The organism is Maritalea sp. YIW29 (assembly GCF_057219265.1).
On the sequence record NZ_JBXVVF010000003.1, the window covers coordinates 1 to 16,113 of the forward strand.

20 protein-coding genes are annotated in these 16,113 nt (G+C 49.9%); 2 read left to right on the forward strand and 18 right to left on the reverse strand.

Annotated features, from left to right (window positions below):
• Positions 1-67: 67 nt before the first annotated feature.
• Positions 68-676 (reverse strand): Crp/Fnr family transcriptional regulator, encoded by a 609-nt coding sequence (locus AC2D8L_RS15500; RefSeq protein ID WP_484686414.1) that lies wholly within the window; start codon positions 674-676, stop codon positions 68-70.
• Positions 677-725: 49 nt separating this feature from the next.
• Between AC2D8L_RS15500 and AC2D8L_RS15505 the strand changes: the two genes are divergently transcribed.
• Positions 726-1,292 (forward strand): hypothetical protein, encoded by a 567-nt coding sequence (locus AC2D8L_RS15505; RefSeq protein WP_484686415.1) that lies wholly within the window; start codon positions 726-728, stop codon positions 1,290-1,292.
• Here AC2D8L_RS15505 and AC2D8L_RS15510 read toward each other — a convergent pair.
• From AC2D8L_RS15510 to AC2D8L_RS15590, 17 genes are all read right to left on the reverse strand, one after another.
• Positions 1,279-1,965 (reverse strand): aspartate/glutamate racemase family protein, encoded by a 687-nt coding sequence (locus AC2D8L_RS15510; RefSeq protein WP_484686416.1) that lies wholly within the window; start codon positions 1,963-1,965, stop codon positions 1,279-1,281. The two genes, AC2D8L_RS15505 and AC2D8L_RS15510, sit on opposite strands and share 14 nt — an antisense overlap.
• Entirely contained in the window at positions 1,966-2,481 is a 516-nt protein-coding gene (locus tag AC2D8L_RS15515; RefSeq protein WP_484686417.1) for an RNA pyrophosphohydrolase, read from the reverse strand.
• Between the two features lies 1 nt (position 2,482).
• Complete coding sequence (locus AC2D8L_RS15520) at positions 2,483-3,658, reverse strand: divergent polysaccharide deacetylase family protein (protein ID WP_484686418.1); 1,176 nt, start codon at positions 3,656-3,658, stop codon at positions 2,483-2,485.
• 56 nt (positions 3,659-3,714) lie between these two features.
• Positions 3,715-5,043 carry a S41 family peptidase gene (locus AC2D8L_RS15525; RefSeq protein ID WP_484686419.1) on the reverse strand — a complete coding sequence of 443 codons (1,329 nt, stop codon included), beginning with the start codon at positions 5,041-5,043 and terminating at the stop codon, positions 3,715-3,717.
• Positions 5,044-5,046: 3 nt separating this feature from the next.
• Positions 5,047-6,387: a murein hydrolase activator EnvC family protein gene (locus tag AC2D8L_RS15530; RefSeq protein WP_484686420.1), complete on the reverse strand. Its 1,341-nt coding sequence runs from the start codon at positions 6,385-6,387 to the stop codon at positions 5,047-5,049.
• Positions 6,388-6,477: 90 nt separating this feature from the next.
• Entirely contained in the window at positions 6,478-6,960 is a 483-nt protein-coding gene (gene rlmH / locus AC2D8L_RS15535) for a 23S rRNA (pseudouridine(1915)-N(3))-methyltransferase RlmH (RefSeq protein ID WP_484686421.1), read from the reverse strand.
• A complete protein-coding gene (gene rsfS / locus AC2D8L_RS15540; protein ID WP_484686422.1) occupies positions 6,960-7,349 on the reverse strand; it encodes a ribosome silencing factor in 390 nt (129 codons plus the stop codon). Before rsfS ends, rlmH begins: the two co-directional genes overlap by 1 nt.
• Positions 7,350-7,486: 137 nt before the next feature.
• Positions 7,487-8,113, reverse strand: coding sequence for a nicotinate-nucleotide adenylyltransferase (locus AC2D8L_RS15545; RefSeq protein WP_484686423.1), 627 nt, complete (start codon positions 8,111-8,113; stop codon positions 7,487-7,489).
• The gene (locus tag AC2D8L_RS15550; protein WP_484686424.1) at positions 8,110-9,396 is read right to left on the reverse strand and encodes a glutamate-5-semialdehyde dehydrogenase; all 1,287 of its coding nucleotides are present in this window, start codon (positions 9,394-9,396) and stop codon (positions 8,110-8,112) included. Before AC2D8L_RS15550 ends, AC2D8L_RS15545 begins: the two co-directional genes overlap by 4 nt.
• Complete coding sequence (proB, locus tag AC2D8L_RS15555) at positions 9,393-10,550, reverse strand: glutamate 5-kinase (RefSeq protein WP_484686425.1); 1,158 nt, start codon at positions 10,548-10,550, stop codon at positions 9,393-9,395. Before proB ends, AC2D8L_RS15550 begins: the two co-directional genes overlap by 4 nt.
• A 5-nt stretch (positions 10,551-10,555) precedes the next feature.
• Complete coding sequence (gene obgE, locus AC2D8L_RS15560; protein ID WP_484686426.1) at positions 10,556-11,605, reverse strand: GTPase ObgE; 1,050 nt, start codon at positions 11,603-11,605, stop codon at positions 10,556-10,558.
• A gap of 27 nt (positions 11,606-11,632) precedes the next feature.
• Complete coding sequence (locus tag AC2D8L_RS15565; RefSeq protein WP_484686427.1) at positions 11,633-12,166, reverse strand: GNAT family N-acetyltransferase; 534 nt, start codon at positions 12,164-12,166, stop codon at positions 11,633-11,635.
• Positions 12,167-12,178: 12 nt separating this feature from the next.
• Positions 12,179-12,706, reverse strand: coding sequence for a GNAT family N-acetyltransferase (locus tag AC2D8L_RS15570; protein ID WP_484686428.1), 528 nt, complete (start codon positions 12,704-12,706; stop codon positions 12,179-12,181).
• Positions 12,706-13,269, reverse strand: a complete 564-nt coding sequence (locus AC2D8L_RS15575; RefSeq protein WP_484686429.1) for a GNAT family N-acetyltransferase — start codon at positions 13,267-13,269, stop codon at positions 12,706-12,708. Before AC2D8L_RS15575 ends, AC2D8L_RS15570 begins: the two co-directional genes overlap by 1 nt.
• A gap of 134 nt (positions 13,270-13,403) precedes the next feature.
• A complete protein-coding gene (gene rpmA / locus AC2D8L_RS15580) occupies positions 13,404-13,670 on the reverse strand; it encodes a 50S ribosomal protein L27 (protein ID WP_484686430.1) in 267 nt (88 codons plus the stop codon).
• Positions 13,671-13,687: 17 nt separating this feature from the next.
• Positions 13,688-14,278: a 50S ribosomal protein L21 gene (rplU, locus tag AC2D8L_RS15585; RefSeq protein WP_484686431.1), complete on the reverse strand. Its 591-nt coding sequence runs from the start codon at positions 14,276-14,278 to the stop codon at positions 13,688-13,690.
• A gap of 271 nt (positions 14,279-14,549) precedes the next feature.
• Positions 14,550-14,906, reverse strand: coding sequence for a winged helix-turn-helix transcriptional regulator (locus AC2D8L_RS15590; protein ID WP_484686432.1), 357 nt, complete (start codon positions 14,904-14,906; stop codon positions 14,550-14,552).
• Positions 14,907-15,017: 111 nt separating this feature from the next.
• Here AC2D8L_RS15590 and AC2D8L_RS15595 point away from each other — a divergent pair, with 111 nt between their 5' ends.
• The gene (locus tag AC2D8L_RS15595; RefSeq protein WP_484686433.1) at positions 15,018-16,100 is read left to right on the forward strand and encodes an NAD(P)/FAD-dependent oxidoreductase; all 1,083 of its coding nucleotides are present in this window, start codon (positions 15,018-15,020) and stop codon (positions 16,098-16,100) included.
• Positions 16,101-16,113: the final 13 nt, after the last annotated feature.

Consider the following 16,113-nt stretch of genomic DNA (forward strand, 5'->3'; position numbering starts at 1 on the left):
TAAAAGTTTACCTACGACCTCACCGCGTAACATCAAGACCGTTCGGATGAAATGCCGAGCGGTCTTTTTATGTTGAATGTTTGCGCGCACGGCTGAAACTGACCGGCGTCATGCCCAAAAATGAAGCAATTCGCCAATGCTCGAATTTGTCTTCAAAATCAATGTGAGAACGCCGGAACCATTCTAAACGTTTGGCATTGTTTAAGGCTGCAAGTGCCCATTGATGCTCGGATTGTGCGCGCATCCGCTCACGCATAATAGTGTTGCCCCAGTCGCGCACGGTTTCATTTGCGACCATCAGCTCCATAAATGCTGACGCAGATGCACCAGCAATTCGGCAAGGGGAGTTGGTTTCGATTGAAACCCAGGATACGTCGTCTTTTGTCCGGGAAATGTGGGGTGGCAGCACACAAGGGCCTTCAAACATTCCAACGCAATGTGCAGCGCCTTCTTCATCACAGATAGAACAGGAAACACAACCACTAAGCAGCAGAAGCTCTTGGTGAGATTGTTCTCCCTGTCGGACGATTGTCGAATTCTTCTTCGCTGCCTCAATTGCAAATATAGGCACGATGAGGGTTGCCCTATCTGAGCTCACCCCAAAGTGTTGTGTAAGAATTGTCTGAAGTTCGATGGCGTCAACTGGTCTTTCCATTATCAAATGATAATGCGCCATGCTGCCGCCTTATGCCATCAAATTCATGTGGCAACAAAAGGAAATCAAAATGTACCGCATGAATTTGAAACCAAGTATGACTTGGATATGTTTCGTCGCAGCGATGGCAATATACGTGACAATGTTAGTTGTGACATTGCCATCTCTTGCGAACATGGCGAACGGTTTGCTCGCATTTGATATGCGCCCGTTTGGCTATTCGGTTGATGATGCTAATGTTTATTTACAGGCGCTATCCGAAGCGGAGCGCAATTATTATATCGAGCGCCAACTTGTACTCGATATTTTTTATCCGCCATTGCTGAGCCTAACGATATTTGGTGCCGCTAAATGGTGTTGGAGCCGGATAGGGCACGACACAAAATATGCGTCAATTGCATTCGTTATTGTCTCATTTTCAATCACGCTATTCGATTATGCCGAAAACATATTCATCTATTTCATGTTGACCATTCAGAATGTCCCGGATGATCTAATTGAAATAGCAAGCCTGACGACAATCCTGAAATCCAACGCAACAATATTGGCGTTTTTGGGACTGATCGGCCTGTTCGCAATCCAAGCAGCCATCTGGCTGCTACCACGGCTAAGAAAGTTAGTTGCTAGCTTAAAATAAAGTCAGCCGCAGCGTGAGCGTGAAGGGCCGTCGTATCGAATGTGGGAATAGGGCTGTCATCGTCACCAATGAGCATGGTAATTTCTGTGCACCCTAAGATGACAGCTTGCGCGCCTTGGGCCTGCATCGAGTTGATGGCATCCACATAAACAGCGCGGGATTGATCAGAAACGATGCCTTTGCAAAGTTCATTGTAAATGATCCCAGAAATGTTGGTACGACCCACTTCTGGCACCACCACGTCTAGACCACGCATCTGCAGCCGTTCTTTGTAGAATGGCATTTCCATTGTGAAGGCCGTGCCAAGCAATCCAATTTTATCATACCCATCCGCCAACAAGGCATTGGCTGTCGGGTCTGCAATATGGGTAAATGGCAAATCAGTAGCGTCTTCAATACGGTTGGCCACATTGTGCATTGTATTGCTCGCCAAGAAGATCGCCTCGGCCCCGGCAGCAGATAAGCGTGTTGCACTGTTAGCCATAGCACTGCCTAAACCGTCCCAATCGTGATTGGCTTGCTGCTCCGCAATTGGTGCAAAATCAACGGAATGAAGCAGAATGGGTGCGGAGTGCAGCCCACCCTTACGCTTTGATATTTCGCGGTTAATCGCAGCGTAATAAAGGGCTGTCGATTCCCAGCTCATACCACCAATCAGGCCAATGGTTTTCATTTAAGCTGACGCTCCAATTTGCCCAAATTCGGCGACCAGTTTTTGGTAAACATCGCGCTTGAACGGCACAATGAGGTCTGGCATTTCAGCCAAGTCCTTCCATGCCCACGTAGAGAACTCTGCAGCATGTTTCCCATTTGCTGGCCTCGTCACATTTATTTCTGCTTCGTCGCCAGTAAATCGGTATGCAAACCAGTCTTGCTGCTGGCCACGAAATTTGCCTTTAAGGCCGACACCTAAAAGTTCATCGGGCAAGTCGTAGAATAGTGGTTCAGCCGTCCGCGCGATCATTGTGACGGATGTAACATTTGTTTCCTCGTAAAGTTCGCGCAACGCGGCCTCCGCCGCAACCTCGCCACGATCAACACCGCCTTGCGGCAATTGCCACACATATTTTGTGAACTTTTGATCCTGCGGTAATCGTTTGCCTGCAAAGACTTTACCTGCAGTGTTGAACAACAAGATACCAACACATTGCCGATAGGGCAGTTGCTCTCGTAAAGCATAATTTGTCATATTAAATTCCAGTATTATCAGAAAGTAAGGCGCTAACGGGGACCAAAATAAAGCCCCTATCTTCCAATCCGTTTGCCCATTGGGTAAGTGTTGTTACCGATATTGGCAGCACTGAAGCAATGCCGATCGCTTGCCCTTTGTCGCGGGCACGTTGCTCTAGCTTTTTCAATTGCTCCAAAATTTTGCCCCGCGAAGGTACATTATCCAGCATCAAATCTGATTGGGCAAACGCTGCGCCTGACGTTTGTGCCAGCTGCCGCGCAACGGAACGATTGGATGTTCCATCGTCAAAATAGGCTAGGCCTCGAAGTGCAATTTCTTCCATAATTGGTTCAAAGTCATTGCTGGCGGAAGTGAATTTCGCCCCCATATGGTTGATAATACCGATATAGGAATCGATGCGGGACATAAGCCAATAAAGCCGGTCCAGGTTGGCGCGTGCGGATTGGCCAACCAGCAATGTCTGCGGCCCCGGGTCATTTTGCGGATAGTCAAAAGGCTCAAGAGGCACTTGCAGCACAATTTCGTGGCCGCCCTGGCGCGCGCGTTGAGCGACCTCGGCGACGTTTTTGCCATAAGGGGCAAATGCCAACGTGAAGTCATCAGGCAATTTGTCGATCGCATCAACGCTACCATCTTTGGAAAGCCCCAATCCGGATACGATGACGGCGATTAGAGGTTTGCCATCCGCAGACGAGCTTGTGATTGACGCGCGTCTATAAACATCAATTGGACGATCGCCGTCGGGTGAAACTTGCGGAATAGACCCATGCTGGCTTAATTCCAGCATGTCAGCTTGGGCGAGAAAAGTCTCGGCGCCATCATTGTCATCCGGCAGCCCATCGGTGCTGATGATCAGTTGGTCGCTTTGCGCGTTTTGGGTTGTTGCATCAACATTGTCTTGCGCGATGATCAGGTCAGGCGTTTCATCTTCAATAGCCAGATTGCGTTCAAGTTCGTTGCTGTCGACAACGGAGTTTACCTCAACATCAGCAACAGGGCGTCCTCCATTTGGATTATCTACAAACCAAATCCATGCGACAGGTGCACTGATCACGAGAACGAGCAAGCCAACGCTCAACTGCACAATGGGCAATCGCCCACGTCCTGAGCCGCTGTTATGTCGTCTGCCCTTGGAGCGGGTGCGCCCCAAGGGTTTATCTAACTTGTCGATCATTCGCCGCAAACAATCCTATTCAGGTTGGCATGGAATTGGCCCCATGCTCGTGTGGTTTAGTTCTCCGAATTCGGTGGAAATGCCTCATGAGTTTCATTGCCCAAAATCAAGTCGACAGCATATTTTAGCTGATTGTCTTGGTCTGGATCACCCGGCACGTAAACGGATGAACCTGTTGTGGCTTCCTGTTCGGTGCCACCACCAATTTGACCGTCCAACGCCGCTTCACCGATAATCTCGTCGCGCCCTTGCAGTGCTTCAGGAATGTCTTGAAAAATTTCGATGTCAGGCGTGATGCCCGCGGCCTGAATAGAACGACCGCTTGGTGTGTAATAGCGAGATGTGGTCAAACGCATTGCGCCATTCGCACCCAGTGAGATGATGGACTGAACTGACCCTTTGCCGAAAGAACGTGTGCCAAGCAATGTTGCACGTTTTTGATCTTGCAAAGCGCCAGCAACAATTTCTGATGCGGAAGCAGAGCCACCATTGATCAAAACAATCAGTGGAATGTCAGAAATCAACTTGTCCAAATCATCCGGGTTGGCGTCATAGCGTGTGTTTTCGTCTGCTGTGCGCCCACGAGTTGAAAGCACATTGCCACGGGCTAGAAATGCATCTGCGATGAAAACAGATTGGTCAACTAGTCCGCCTGGATTGTTCCGCAAATCCAACACTAGGCCTTTGAGGTCGTCGCCGAGTTCATCGTGCAGATCACGAATGCCGTCTTCGATGCCAGCGTAGGATTGACCGGTGAAACGGGCCAAGCGGATCACACCAACATTGTCACGAACCGATGTGCGCACAACGCGGAACGCGATAACGTCGCGGGTAATGGTGAGTTTAATAGGCTCAGCGACACCCTCACGCACAATGGTGATGACAATGTCAGTGCCAATTTCGCCACGCATTTTGTCGATTGATTGGTCAAGCGAAAGTCCACGCACCGCGACCCCGTCCAATTCAACAATATAGTCATTGGCCAGAACGCCTGCCCGCGCAGCGGGGGTCTCATCAATTGGCGACACCACTTTGATCACTTCATCTTCCATGATCACTTCAATGCCTAGTCCACCAAAGGTGCCCTGCGTATCTTCACGCACCTCTTCGTAGTCTTGTGGGTCAAGATAGCCCGAATGCGGGTCAAGAGAAGTTAGCATACCTTGAATGGCGGCACGCACGAGCTCTCGTTCGTTGGGCGCATCTACATATTCTTCGCGAATACGGTCGAATATTTCGCCTAGCAAGTTGAGTTCTTGATAGACTTCCTCCTCGCTAAGGGGAGCCTTTTCAACTTTTTCAGCCTCTTGTGCTGAAATTGGGAAGCTGCCAGCAATGACAATTGCAAGGGACATCCACAGGGGTTTAAGCACACTAAGTTTCATATTCTATCCATCACGTGTTGCGGTTTTTGTGGTTGCCCACCAATCAGAAGGGTTAATTGGTGTCCCTTCCTCCCGAAGTTCAATATATAGGGTTGGACGCGAGTTGCCAGCACTGGTCGCGATTGTTTGAGATATTGTGCGCTTGCCCATTATCCCTACTGGTTCTCCCATCAAAATAAACTGGCCAAGTTCAACTGATGTTTCAGCCAAGCCCGCCAGCAGAATATTATATCCCTGACCAACGTTTAAGATGACAATTTGGCCGTAATTAAGGTACGGGCCCTTATAAATCACCCACCCGTCGGCCGGTGCGACCACTTGAGCCTCGGCGCGGGTAACGATAAAGGTGCCGTTGGCAACGCCGCCAAATCCATCATTATTGCCAAATTCGATAATGCTCACGCCGTTCGAGGGAACGGTGAGGTGACCTTTGCCGGAAGGAAATGGAAATGCAGGTTGATCACGATCTGTGTCCGCCAGCGCCAATTGAATAGCTTCTGCCTCAAGTTGTGCGCCGATATTGAACCGTGGGTTCTCATCAGATTGCCGTGCCGCCTCGTTGGCTTCTCCAACCGACTTGACCTCTTTTTCTAGGGCGCGAACCAACTGGTTTAGGGAACTCGCCCGGCTGGCGAGCAGCTCTGCTTCGCGCTGTTCAGCTTCTAAAGCTTGTCCCGCACGTTCAACGCCGGTGCGTCGCGCTTCCAGCAATACGGCGATTTTTAGCTTTTCTTCGCGCAAGACAGAAAGGTTCTTAAACAGTTCAGCTTCCTCGGCTGCTGCTTGCGCCTTGATTTCCCGCAATGCTTCCAGTTCCACCCGAATGGCATCAGCTCTGTTGCTCAATTGCGGCAATATGGATGCCAGCAAAAGTGCCGCACGCGCGGAGCTCGTGGCGTTGTCAGGTTCAACGATCAGCGCTGGCGGCGGGTTGCGGCCGATGACCTGCAAAGCGGTGAGCAACGTGCTGATTTCAGCATTCTCAACATCCAACACTTCTTGGATGGATTGTTCCTCGTCACGCAACTCGCCCATACGTTCCGAAATTGAGCCAACTTCAATCTCAGCAAGTTTGACCCGTTGTGCCGAGGCAATCAGTGCCGCTGTTTGCTTGGAGCGATCACCTTCCATATCGGCAATCTCTTGTCGCAACTCTTGGACACGTTGGGTGCTGATTTCAATTGTCTGCTCAACGCGTTCAAGTTCGGCGCGGGCATCTTGCTCTGTTTGAGGGTCAACAAATTGCGCAATTGCTGGCATCGCATTAACAGATGCGAAGACAAGGCCACAAAATGCGGCGCACCGTAATATTAAGCTGGAAAATGGAGCACGAGACAAACTCACATAACCTCAAAGCGCAATGGGGACCGAATCAGTGATTTCAATCTAGCAAATCGTCAAAAGGTTTGGGGATTTTGTTGGATCAATTGATCGCTATTCGCGGTGATAGGGATGGCCGCTCATAATTGTGATGGCGCGATACAATTGTTCGCACAGCAATGCACGCACAATTTGGTGCGGCCAGGTGAGGGGAGAAAAGCTAAGTGTAAGGTTTGCTCGTTTGCGCACAGACGCATCCAAACCGTCGGGCCCACCGATAATAAAGCACGTGTGCCGAGCGCCATCATCGCGAATATGGCCAAGTTTATTGGAAAAGTCGGGGCTGGTCATTGTGCGCCCGCGTTCATCTAGTGCGATGATTTGTGCGCCGTCCGGGCAGGCGCCCAGCAATTGTTCAGCTTCTTGCAATTTGCGTTGGGCGGTATTGTCCCCCCGCGCTTCACTGAATTCGGAAACATCGAAACCTGTCAGACCCAATGGTTTCCCTGCACCACGGGCGCGTTCAAGATAACGCGCCACAAGCTCTTGTTCGGGGCCAGATTTCAGCCGCCCAATGGCAGCAATCGAAACGCGCATTAGTGCGTGTTCTCACCCGGAAAATCAGCCGACCACATTTTCTCAATGTTATAGAATTCGCGCACTTCCGGGCGGAAGACATGAACAATGACATCACCGCCATCAACCAAAACCCAATCGCATTGCTGCAATCCTTCGGTCTTTGGACGACCAAGACCGGCTTCGCGCATCGCGCGTTGCAATTGGTCCGCAATCGCGCCCACATGCCGGTTAGAGCGGCCAGTTGTAACCACCATATAATCGGCAAGGCTCGATTTCTGGCGAATATCAATCAACACGGTTTCTTCTGCTTTGGCGTCTTCCAAAACGGTTGAAACAAGTTCGATGAGATTTACGTCGGGATTTTTAGGTGGGGCTTTGTTGCCCTCTGGTGTGGTTGTTGGCGTCATGCGCGCACAGCCAACTCTGACAGATTTAAAACCATATTGGTTCGTCAAGTCCTTCTAAATAAAAATAGCGCCTCAATGGACGCCTGTATCTTCATTATGCGCCTTTTGCCCTTGTTTTTCAAGTAGGCAAGTTTGCACTATGTTTTTTGGTTACTGCGCAATTGGGTTGACGATAAATTGCTCATGATTCCATGCAAATAGACCCATGCTGGCGCTGGCATGTTTGCCAATTGGTGCGCGTCACCTTCATCAATGCGATATTGACTAAGGGTCGTTGCCGCGCGTGAAAATGGTGCTTGTCGTGCATCCCCAGGGCGCACATAAATTGCCATTGGCATCATTTTCGCAATGTCTTGCCAGCGTTCCCAGCGGTGAAAACCGACGAGGTTATCAGCGCCCATAATCCAAACGAATTTTCGATCAGGCAAACTCGATTTCAAAAATTCTAGCGTATCAAATGTGTAGCGAAATCCGTGCTCGGCTTCAAATCCCGTAATGCGCACGCCGGGATGGTCGACAAGTGCCCGCGCCGCGTCGATACGTTCGCTGAGAGGTTTGAGTTGAGAATGGTTTTTGAGTGGATTGCCCGGCGTTACCAGCCACCAAATAGCGTCTAAACTGAGGCGTTTTAACGCTTGGCGAGAGACCATGCGATGGCCTTGGTGTGGTGGGTTGAAGCTACCGCCAAACAAACCAATCCGCATGCCCGGCGCTGAACTGGGCAGGTGGTTCTTGCGTGCATTGTCTAAAAACACCGTACTCACGGGCGGATTTGTCCGTCGCCGCGTACCAAGTATTTGAAGCTCGTCAGTTGTTCAACGCCAACAGGGCCGCGAGCATGCATCTTACCGGTCGCGATACCAATCTCCGCTCCCATCCCAAACTCGCCACCGTCGGCGAATTGGGTCGAGGCATTATGCATCACAATCGCAGAATCCACTTGGCTGAAAAATGCGTCCACGGGGGCGAAATCTTCAGAAATAATTGCTTCGGTGTGACCGGACGAATATTTCTGCACATGGGCAATTGCCGCTTCGGTATCGGGGATAATTTTGACTGATATAATTGCATCCAGATATTCAGTGGACCAATCTTCTTCCGAAGCTGGCTCTGCCATTTCGAAAAGTTCGCAGACCTGTTGATCACCGCGAATAGTACAGTTTTGTGCCGCTAAAGTTTCGCAAAGTACCGGAACGAATTCCGCTGCAATGTCGCCATGTACCAACAATGTCTCAGCCGCGCCGCAAATTCCGGTGCGGCGCATCTTGGCGTTCAACACAATCTGTTTTGCCATCTCAAGATCAGCGCTCTTATCCACATAGATGTGACAAATGCCTTCAAGATGAGAGAACACCGGAACCCGTGCTTCTTTTTGAACACGTGCCACAAGGCTTTTGCCGCCACGTGGTACAATCACATCAATATTGCCGCTAAGTCCGCTAAGCATTTCGCCCACCGCAGCGCGATCGGTTGTTGGCACAAGCTGGATGGCTGTTTTGGGCAAACCGGCTTTTTCCAGCCCAATCTGCAATGCTGAATGGATAGCGCGGGAGGAGTGGTAACTGTCAGACCCACCACGCAAAATTACGGCGTTGCCCGCTTTTAGACAAAGCGCGCCAGCGTCTGCAGTAACGTTAGGGCGACTTTCAAAGATTACGCCGATGACGCCTAACGGTGTGCGAACTCGGTCAATTTTTAAACCGTTGGGTCGTTCGATGCTGGCGATTTTTGTCCCTACAGGATCTGCCAATTCTGCAATGGCACGTAGCCCTTCGGCTATTGCTGCGATGCGATCTTCATCCAATGTAAGTCGGTCAAGGAATGACGCCGTCATGCCTTTAGCGCGACCAGCTTCAACGTCTTGTTGGTTGGCGGTTAGGATTTTGTCCTGCATGCCCAAAAGCGCATCAGCGGCGGCGGTCAGGGCTAAGTTCTTTTCTGATGTCGAGGCGGTTGCGAGTTGGCGCGCGGCATCTTTTGCGCGACTGCCGATGTCAGCCATAATCTGAGCAATTTCATCGCTGTTAGACGTGTTCAATTCACTCATTCTGCACGCTCCTTGATATCATCGCTCGTCAAAACCAAATTGTCACGATGGACAAGTTCTGTTCTGTTCACCGGCCCCAGAATTTCAACAATCTCTTGGGAACGACGGCCAATAATACTTTGTGCGTCAATGGCATCAAAGTTGGCAAGCCCTCGGGCAACTTCCAAGTTCGTTGGATCAAAAATTGCAATCGCATCACCGCGCTGAAACTTGCCCTCAATTTTGGTGACACCAATCGGCAACAGGCTTCTGCCGCCGCGCAAAGCTTTTAGTGCACCGTTATCAATATGCACGCGCCCGGTGGGTATAGACGCCATAATCCAGTTTTTGCGAGCAGCACGTGGTGTTTTGCTCGCAACGAAATAACTGTGCTTCCCGCCATCAAATAGAGTTTGCAAAGGGTTCAATTCATGTCCCTTACAAATTATCATCGCCGTTCCGGCATTTACGGCCATTTTTGCGGCTTCGATTTTTGTGACCATGCCGCCGCGCGACAAATGACTTGCTGCGCCTCCTGCCATCGCTTCAATCGTGGGGGTGATTTTTTCAATCACCGGCAAATGTTCGGCAGTGGGATCAAGATGGGGCGGCGCGGTATAGAGCCCGTCAATATCGGAAAACAAGATCAAGCCATCTGCTTCGATCATTGTCGCAACGCGAGCGCTTAGGCGATCGTTGTCGCCATATCGGATTTCACTTGTTGCAACGCTATCATTCTCGTTGATGATGGGGACGGCACCAAGGTCCAGTAGCGTGTTAATTGTCGTCCGGGCGTTCAAAAAATGCCGACGTTGTTCTGTAATATTGGGCGTCACCAAAATCTGACCCGTGACGACATCATGTGCGTTCAGCGCATCACGATAGGCTTGCGATAGCGCGATTTGGCCAACCGATGCAGCCGCCTGACTTTGGTCCAGCGAGAGATTTTGAGAAGTTAAGCCTAAAATGCGCCGACCTAGCGAGATCGCGCCCGATGACACAATCAATACTTCAACGCCAACGGACTTCAATCCAGCAATATCTGCACAAAGGCTTTCCAGCCAGCTTTGGCGGAGTTGTCCGGTAGTCCCGTCGACAAGCAGTGCTGACCCGATTTTTATCGTCAGGCGCTTAAAGCTTGATGCTGTGAGGGAGCCGATCAACTGTGCAGACATTTATCCTAAGGCGTCCAATTTTGATCAATTTCGGCCGCAGCTTTGGCTTCTTCTTCTGCCTGCTTTTTAGCCCCATCCATTGATGCAATGACTTTATACAGAATTTGATCTGTGTTTTTCTTGCTGACGGCAGAAATGGCCAAAACTTCACCACCCGATGCTTCGCGTAGGGCTGCAAGTTTTTCTTCCCGCTCTTCGTCAGTCAAAGCATCGATTTTATTCAGCGCAAGAATTTCTTGTTTCTCATCCAACCCGTGGCCATAGGCGGCCAACTCGCCACGAATGGTTTTGTACGCGCCAACAACATCTTCTTGGGTGCCATCAATCAGATGGATGATGGAACGCGTCCGCTCGATATGGCCCAAAAACCGATCGCCAATGCCCGCGCCTTCATGCGCACCTTCAATTAGGCCAGGAATATCAGCGAGCACAAAATCTCGTTCACCGATTTTCACGACGCCCAGATTTGGGTGAAGTGTTGTAAATGGGTAGTCGGCAATTTTCGGCTTGGCGGCAGAAACTGCAGATAGGAATGTTGATTTGCCGGCATTTGGCAGCCCAACAAGTCCGCTATCAGCGATCAGCTTTAGGCGTAACCAAATCCACTTATCTTCAGCCTCGATGCCCGGATTGGCATGGCGTGGCGCCTGATTGGTTGCGGTTTTAAAGTGCATATTGCCAAAACCACCATTGCCGCCTTCAAGCAAAACAACTTGTTGGCCGATCTCGGTCATATCCGCAATCAATGTCTCATTGTCTTCTTCAAAGACTTGGGTGCCAACCGGCACTTTCAAAATGACGTCTGCACCATCAGCACCGGTACGCTGCCTGCCCATGCCGTGGGTGCCAACAGGGGCTTTAAAATGTTGCTGGTAACGATAGTCGATAAGCGTGTTGAGCCCATCGACGCACTTGACGATGATGTTGCCACCCCGTCCGCCATTGCCGCCATCAGGACCGCCGAACTCGATGTATTTTTCACGCCGAAATGACACAGCACCTGCGCCACCCGCGCCGGATCGAATATAAACTCTAGCTTGATCGAGAAATTTCATGTCACTTCAAACGTGGTCGCAAACGCACTATTGCGTGGCGGCGACAAACGCATCCTTTGTTAGTTGCGTATCGATATGCTGCAAATCTGCGTTTTGTGCAAGGCAATGTACCGTGCTACGGCCAATTTCGACGAATCCAAGCTTCTTTTGTATCGCTAAAGACGCCAAATTGGTCGGATAAACGCCCGATTTTATGTAATCAGGGTTCGCAATGTCAAAAATCCAAGCAACAACAGCTTTGCACGCCTCACTCATATAACCCTTACCCCAATGCACCGGGTCCAAGTAATAGCCGAGCCGTGGCACCACGCCGTCCTGCGAAAATCCGGTTGAACCGCAATATTGTCCATCTTGGTCAATGATCGAGAATTTGGCGTCAAATGGCTCAGCATTATCTTTCACGCGCTCAACCCACTCGATGGCAGCGTTTTCTGCATAAGGATGGGGCACGCGCGCCAGATTTTTGGCGACTTCAAAGTCAGCCAAAATACATTGCATGCGATCCGCATCCTCAAACTTTGCCGGGCGTAGAAATAGACGCTCTGTCATAAGTTCAAACATAATATTGTTCTTTTACAGTGGTTTAAAGTCTTGGCGTTTTAGCAACGTCGTGACCAATGGCAATGCACGGCCTTGCGAATTGCTCATCCGGTCTTCAGTTTCAGTTTCAACAAAACCCAGCTTCGCCTGAACTGCAAGTGAGGCAGGGTTGAAGGTGTAAGCACCGGAAGTTATTGATGCCAGCTCAGTTTGATCAAAAAGCCAGCTAATTGCTGCGCTTGCAGCTTCACTGACATAACCGCGGCCCCAAAATTCTCTCTTGATGTAATAGCCAAGTTCTGGCTGCGCACTAGAACCGTGAAATCCAACAGAGCCACAGTAAGTGCCAGTGGGTAGCGCAACTGCGAAATTAGTTGTTGCGGGGTTGCCATCATTTTTCTGCGATTTAATCCAATCGATCGCGTCTTTTTCGGCAAAAGGATATGGAACGGCAGAAAGATACTTCGCGACTTCAAAGTCGCTAAGTGCATCCGTGATGTCTTTGGCATGTTCTAGTGCCACTGGTCGCAGCACTAGCCGTTTTGTGTGAAGTTCAAGCATTATTCTGCCGCCTCTTGAGCGAACATGTCATCCCGCGCGGGGCGCACGAACGTCCAAACTGCTTGGTCTTTATGCTGCCCGCAGCTCGTTTCTTCGCCATTGGCGACAAAACCGACCTTTTCCAGCAGCCTTTTTGATGGGTTATTTGACTTCAAGCAACGCGCAAACAGATCGTCTTCTGGCGCGGCGATGTCCAACTCGTTCATCAAACCATCGATAGCTTCAAAGCCGATGCCGCGTCCCCAATGGGGTTCGCCAAGCCAATAGCCAAGCTCTGGATTGCCATTTTCATGCTGGTGAATGCCACAGACGCCCATCATGGTGCCACGACGGTTACATATCGCCCATGTGCGCTCGGTTGCGCCGTTGGCGATTTCATTGATGAACTCTAGCCCGTCATCCATTGTGTATGGGTGCGGCAGGCGCGCGAGCACGTCAGAGATTTTTTTATTGTTGGCCAATTGAACAAGGTCCGCCAAATCGGCGAGTTCAATTGGCCGCAGTTCCAATGTGTCGGTTTTGAACCTTAAGGGCAAAGCCCTGTATATCGTGTTGAAAGTCATTTTGTTGCTCCAAAAGTAAAAAGGGGAGCCGGTTTCCCATCTCCCCTTTTAAAAACTCTTTTGAAGCTTTTGCGAATGTCTTATCCGCCGGGGTTCTTTGAGAAACCGGCGGGTAAGTGATTAATCATCCGCCGTTATTCTGCCGCCTCTTGTGGCATCACTGATACAAAGGTCTTGTTATTGCGACGGGTTGAAAACGTCACTTTGCCTTCGACGAGCGAATAAATTGTATGATCTTTGCCAAGACCTACATTTTCACCTGGGTGCCACTTTGTGCCGCGCTGACGCACGAGAATGTTGCCTGGAACGACGCTTTCGCCACCAAACTTCTTCACGCCGAGACGACGACCAGCTGAATCACGACCGTTACGGGACGAACCGCCTGCTTTCTTATGTGCCATTTGTCAGTCTCCTACTCTTATTCGCCAGCCAAAAGCGTTTTTGCTTGGCTAATCCAGTCTTCACGTTCAATGCGGCCTTTAAAGTTTAGCTCTGCATCAACGCGTTCAATCTCTTCTGGTGTAAAGGCTGCAACTTGGCTCAAAGTTGTAACACCCAATGCGTGCAACTTCTTCTCAAGGGCTGGTCCAACACCAGAGATCAATTTCAAATCGTCTTTTGCATCTGCTTTAGCAGCAGGTGCTTCAGACTTGGCAGCAGCAGGCTTTTTAGCCGCTTTTGCTTTTGGCTTCGCGCCACCTGTCAAAATGTCAGTGATACGCACAACTGACAAGTTTTGGCGGTGACCCGCTTTACGGCGATAGTTTTGACGACGTTTCTTTTTGAAGACGACGATTTTCTTCGCGCGCTTTTGTTCAACCAACTCGGCTGCAACAGTTGCGCCATCCACAAGTGGAGCACCAATTGTTACATCGCCATCAGCGCCTACCATCAATACTTCTTCAAATACGATAGCGTCGCCAGCAACGGCTTCGAGTTTTTCAATTTCCAGAACGTCATCAGCAGCAACTTTGTACTGCTTGCCGCCTGTTTTGATTACAGCAAACATATCATTTCCTTTGAGCATTATTGCTCTGTTGTGTCGCGCTGTGCGGCGCCGAACATGGGGTTCGAACTTGTGATTCCCAATTACGGGAGATCGGCCTTAAGCTGCGCATTTTACAAACAAAATCACGCGCACTGATGACAGTACGCGCAAATTTGAATTGGTTTATGCTGGAGAATGGGCAAAGAGTCAAGCAATTGCGGGGCGTTTTGCGGCGAAATTTAAGAACCAAGAGCAATAATGAAGACCAGCACGCCTTTGAATAGAATTGCGTTCAATCGGCCTGTTTCGGCAACACCCTTGGTGCGGGCATTTTGTCCGCATGTTCTTTTGCCCATTCATGCATGGATTGCAAAAGAGGCAGCAGGCTTTGCCCTAGCGGGGTCAAACTATATTCCACATGAGGTGGAATGGTTTGGAAATCCTTTCGAACGACAAGCCCAGCTTCTTGCATTTCACTTAACTGGCGCGTCAATGTTCGATGAGTAATGGAACCCAGTTTTCGTTGCAATTGATTGAAGCGGCAAGTTTCTTGCACGAGCCAATATACGATCAACAATTTCCAGCGGCCTGAAATGGCTGAAAGCAAAACTTCAATGTGGCAATATTCTTCAGTCTCATGCGAAATCATAGCAGTATCCTAAATGACCGTACTTGTCATAGTGATCATACTGCCTAATTTACATTGAACAAATGTACTAATCAATGGGTTGTTCCCAGAACCAGTGAGACGGACGCTAAGATGAGCGATAAGAAAAGACTTGTGATTGTTGGCGGTGGCTATGTTGGCGCCGAGGTTGCCAGAGAGATGGAAGAGGTTGCTGATGTAACGTTGATTGAACAACGCGAAGCATTCGTTTTGCCCCCAGCTGCTATTCGCGCATTGCTGGATCAATCTTTGTTGGAACAGCTGGTGTTGCCCTATGATAAATTATTGAAGCATGGCCGCGTGGTGCGTGGGCGTGCGACGCAAATTTTGTCAGATGGCGTCATCTTGGCGGATGGGACTAAGGCCGACGCCGACTATATTGTCGTCGCAACCGGTTCATCTTATGCCGCGCCGTTTAAGCCCGCCGGTGAGAGCGTTGAGGACTTTATCCATGCGCACAAACAAGTCAGTGCAAAGCTTTTAGACGCGAAAACAGTTGCAATTGTTGGCGCCGGTGCCGTGGGTATCGAACTTGCCGGTGAAATTGCAGCTGTTCGGTCTGACACCAAAGTCACGTTGATTTCATCTGACGAGACACTTTTCCCCATGTACTCGAAGTCACTAGGCAATCAATTGCAGCAAAAGTTGGAGAATATGGGTGTTTCTGTTGTTCTTGGCCAACGAGCCCAAGATTTGCAACATTTGGATATGCCATATGAAGGGACTGTGACGTTAACAGACGGGCGTGAAATTTCTGCAGATCTGATCTTCCCCGTTATTGGGTCTAAGCCAAACGCGGATCTCATCAAAACGCTGCCAGGCATAGTTGAAGGTGCAAGTGGGCGCGTAAAAGCCGATAGCTGGATGCGGCCAACTCAATACCCAAATCTATTCGTTGCAGGGGACATCGCCGATGTTGGTGATGGTATGACAATTGTCGCAATTTTACGACAAGTGCCTTGGTTGATTAAGACGCTAAAAGGTGTGTTGGGTGGCCAAACTGTTGAAAGCCAAAAGCCTTACACGCCGTGGAAGAAGGCGCCAATTTTGGTGCCACTTGGCGAAAACGTAGGCTGTAGCTGGCTGTTTATGACGGTCGGAAATTGGTTTACGCGGAAGCTGAAGGGCAAAGACCTGTTCATTCCAAAACATCGCAAGGCCTTCCGGTTGGAGTAACCAGAAAGGTGGT

Excerpts from the sequence above, each read along its gene's own strand:
- AC2D8L_RS15525 (WP_484686419.1), bottom strand. The coding sequence starts at position 5,043 with ATGAAACTTAGTGTGCTTAAACCCCTGTGGATGTCCCTTGCAATTGTC.
- AC2D8L_RS15595 (WP_484686433.1), top strand. The coding sequence starts at position 15,018 with ATGAGCGATAAGAAAAGACTTGTGATTGTTGGCGGTGGCTATGTTGGC.
- AC2D8L_RS15515 (WP_484686417.1), bottom strand. The coding sequence starts at position 2,481 with ATGACAAATTATGCTTTACGAGAGCAACTGCCCTATCGGCAATGTGTT.
- AC2D8L_RS15505 (WP_484686415.1), top strand. The coding sequence starts at position 726 with ATGTACCGCATGAATTTGAAACCAAGTATGACTTGGATATGTTTCGTC.
- AC2D8L_RS15565 (WP_484686427.1), bottom strand. The coding sequence starts at position 12,166 with ATGTTTGAACTTATGACAGAGCGTCTATTTCTACGCCCGGCAAAGTTT.
- AC2D8L_RS15510 (WP_484686416.1), bottom strand. The coding sequence starts at position 1,965 with ATGAAAACCATTGGCCTGATTGGTGGTATGAGCTGGGAATCGACAGCC.
- rlmH (WP_484686421.1), bottom strand. The coding sequence starts at position 6,960 with ATGCGCGTTTCGATTGCTGCCATTGGGCGGCTGAAATCTGGCCCCGAA.
- proB (WP_484686425.1), bottom strand. The coding sequence starts at position 10,550 with ATGTCTGCACAGTTGATCGGCTCCCTCACAGCATCAAGCTTTAAGCGC.
- AC2D8L_RS15575 (WP_484686429.1), bottom strand. The coding sequence starts at position 13,269 with ATGACTTTCAACACGATATACAGGGCTTTGCCCTTAAGGTTCAAAACC.
- AC2D8L_RS15570 (WP_484686428.1), bottom strand. The coding sequence starts at position 12,706 with ATGCTTGAACTTCACACAAAACGGCTAGTGCTGCGACCAGTGGCACTA.
- AC2D8L_RS15500 (WP_484686414.1), bottom strand. The coding sequence starts at position 676 with ATGGCGCATTATCATTTGATAATGGAAAGACCAGTTGACGCCATCGAA.
- rsfS (WP_484686422.1), bottom strand. The coding sequence starts at position 7,349 with ATGACGCCAACAACCACACCAGAGGGCAACAAAGCCCCACCTAAAAAT.
- AC2D8L_RS15520 (WP_484686418.1), bottom strand. The coding sequence starts at position 3,658 with ATGATCGACAAGTTAGATAAACCCTTGGGGCGCACCCGCTCCAAGGGC.
- AC2D8L_RS15590 (WP_484686432.1), bottom strand. The coding sequence starts at position 14,906 with ATGATTTCGCATGAGACTGAAGAATATTGCCACATTGAAGTTTTGCTT.
- rplU (WP_484686431.1), bottom strand. The coding sequence starts at position 14,278 with ATGTTTGCTGTAATCAAAACAGGCGGCAAGCAGTACAAAGTTGCTGCT.
- rpmA (WP_484686430.1), bottom strand. The coding sequence starts at position 13,670 with ATGGCACATAAGAAAGCAGGCGGTTCGTCCCGTAACGGTCGTGATTCA.
- obgE (WP_484686426.1), bottom strand. The coding sequence starts at position 11,605 with ATGAAATTTCTCGATCAAGCTAGAGTTTATATTCGATCCGGCGCGGGT.
- AC2D8L_RS15550 (WP_484686424.1), bottom strand. The coding sequence starts at position 9,396 with ATGAGTGAATTGAACACGTCTAACAGCGATGAAATTGCTCAGATTATG.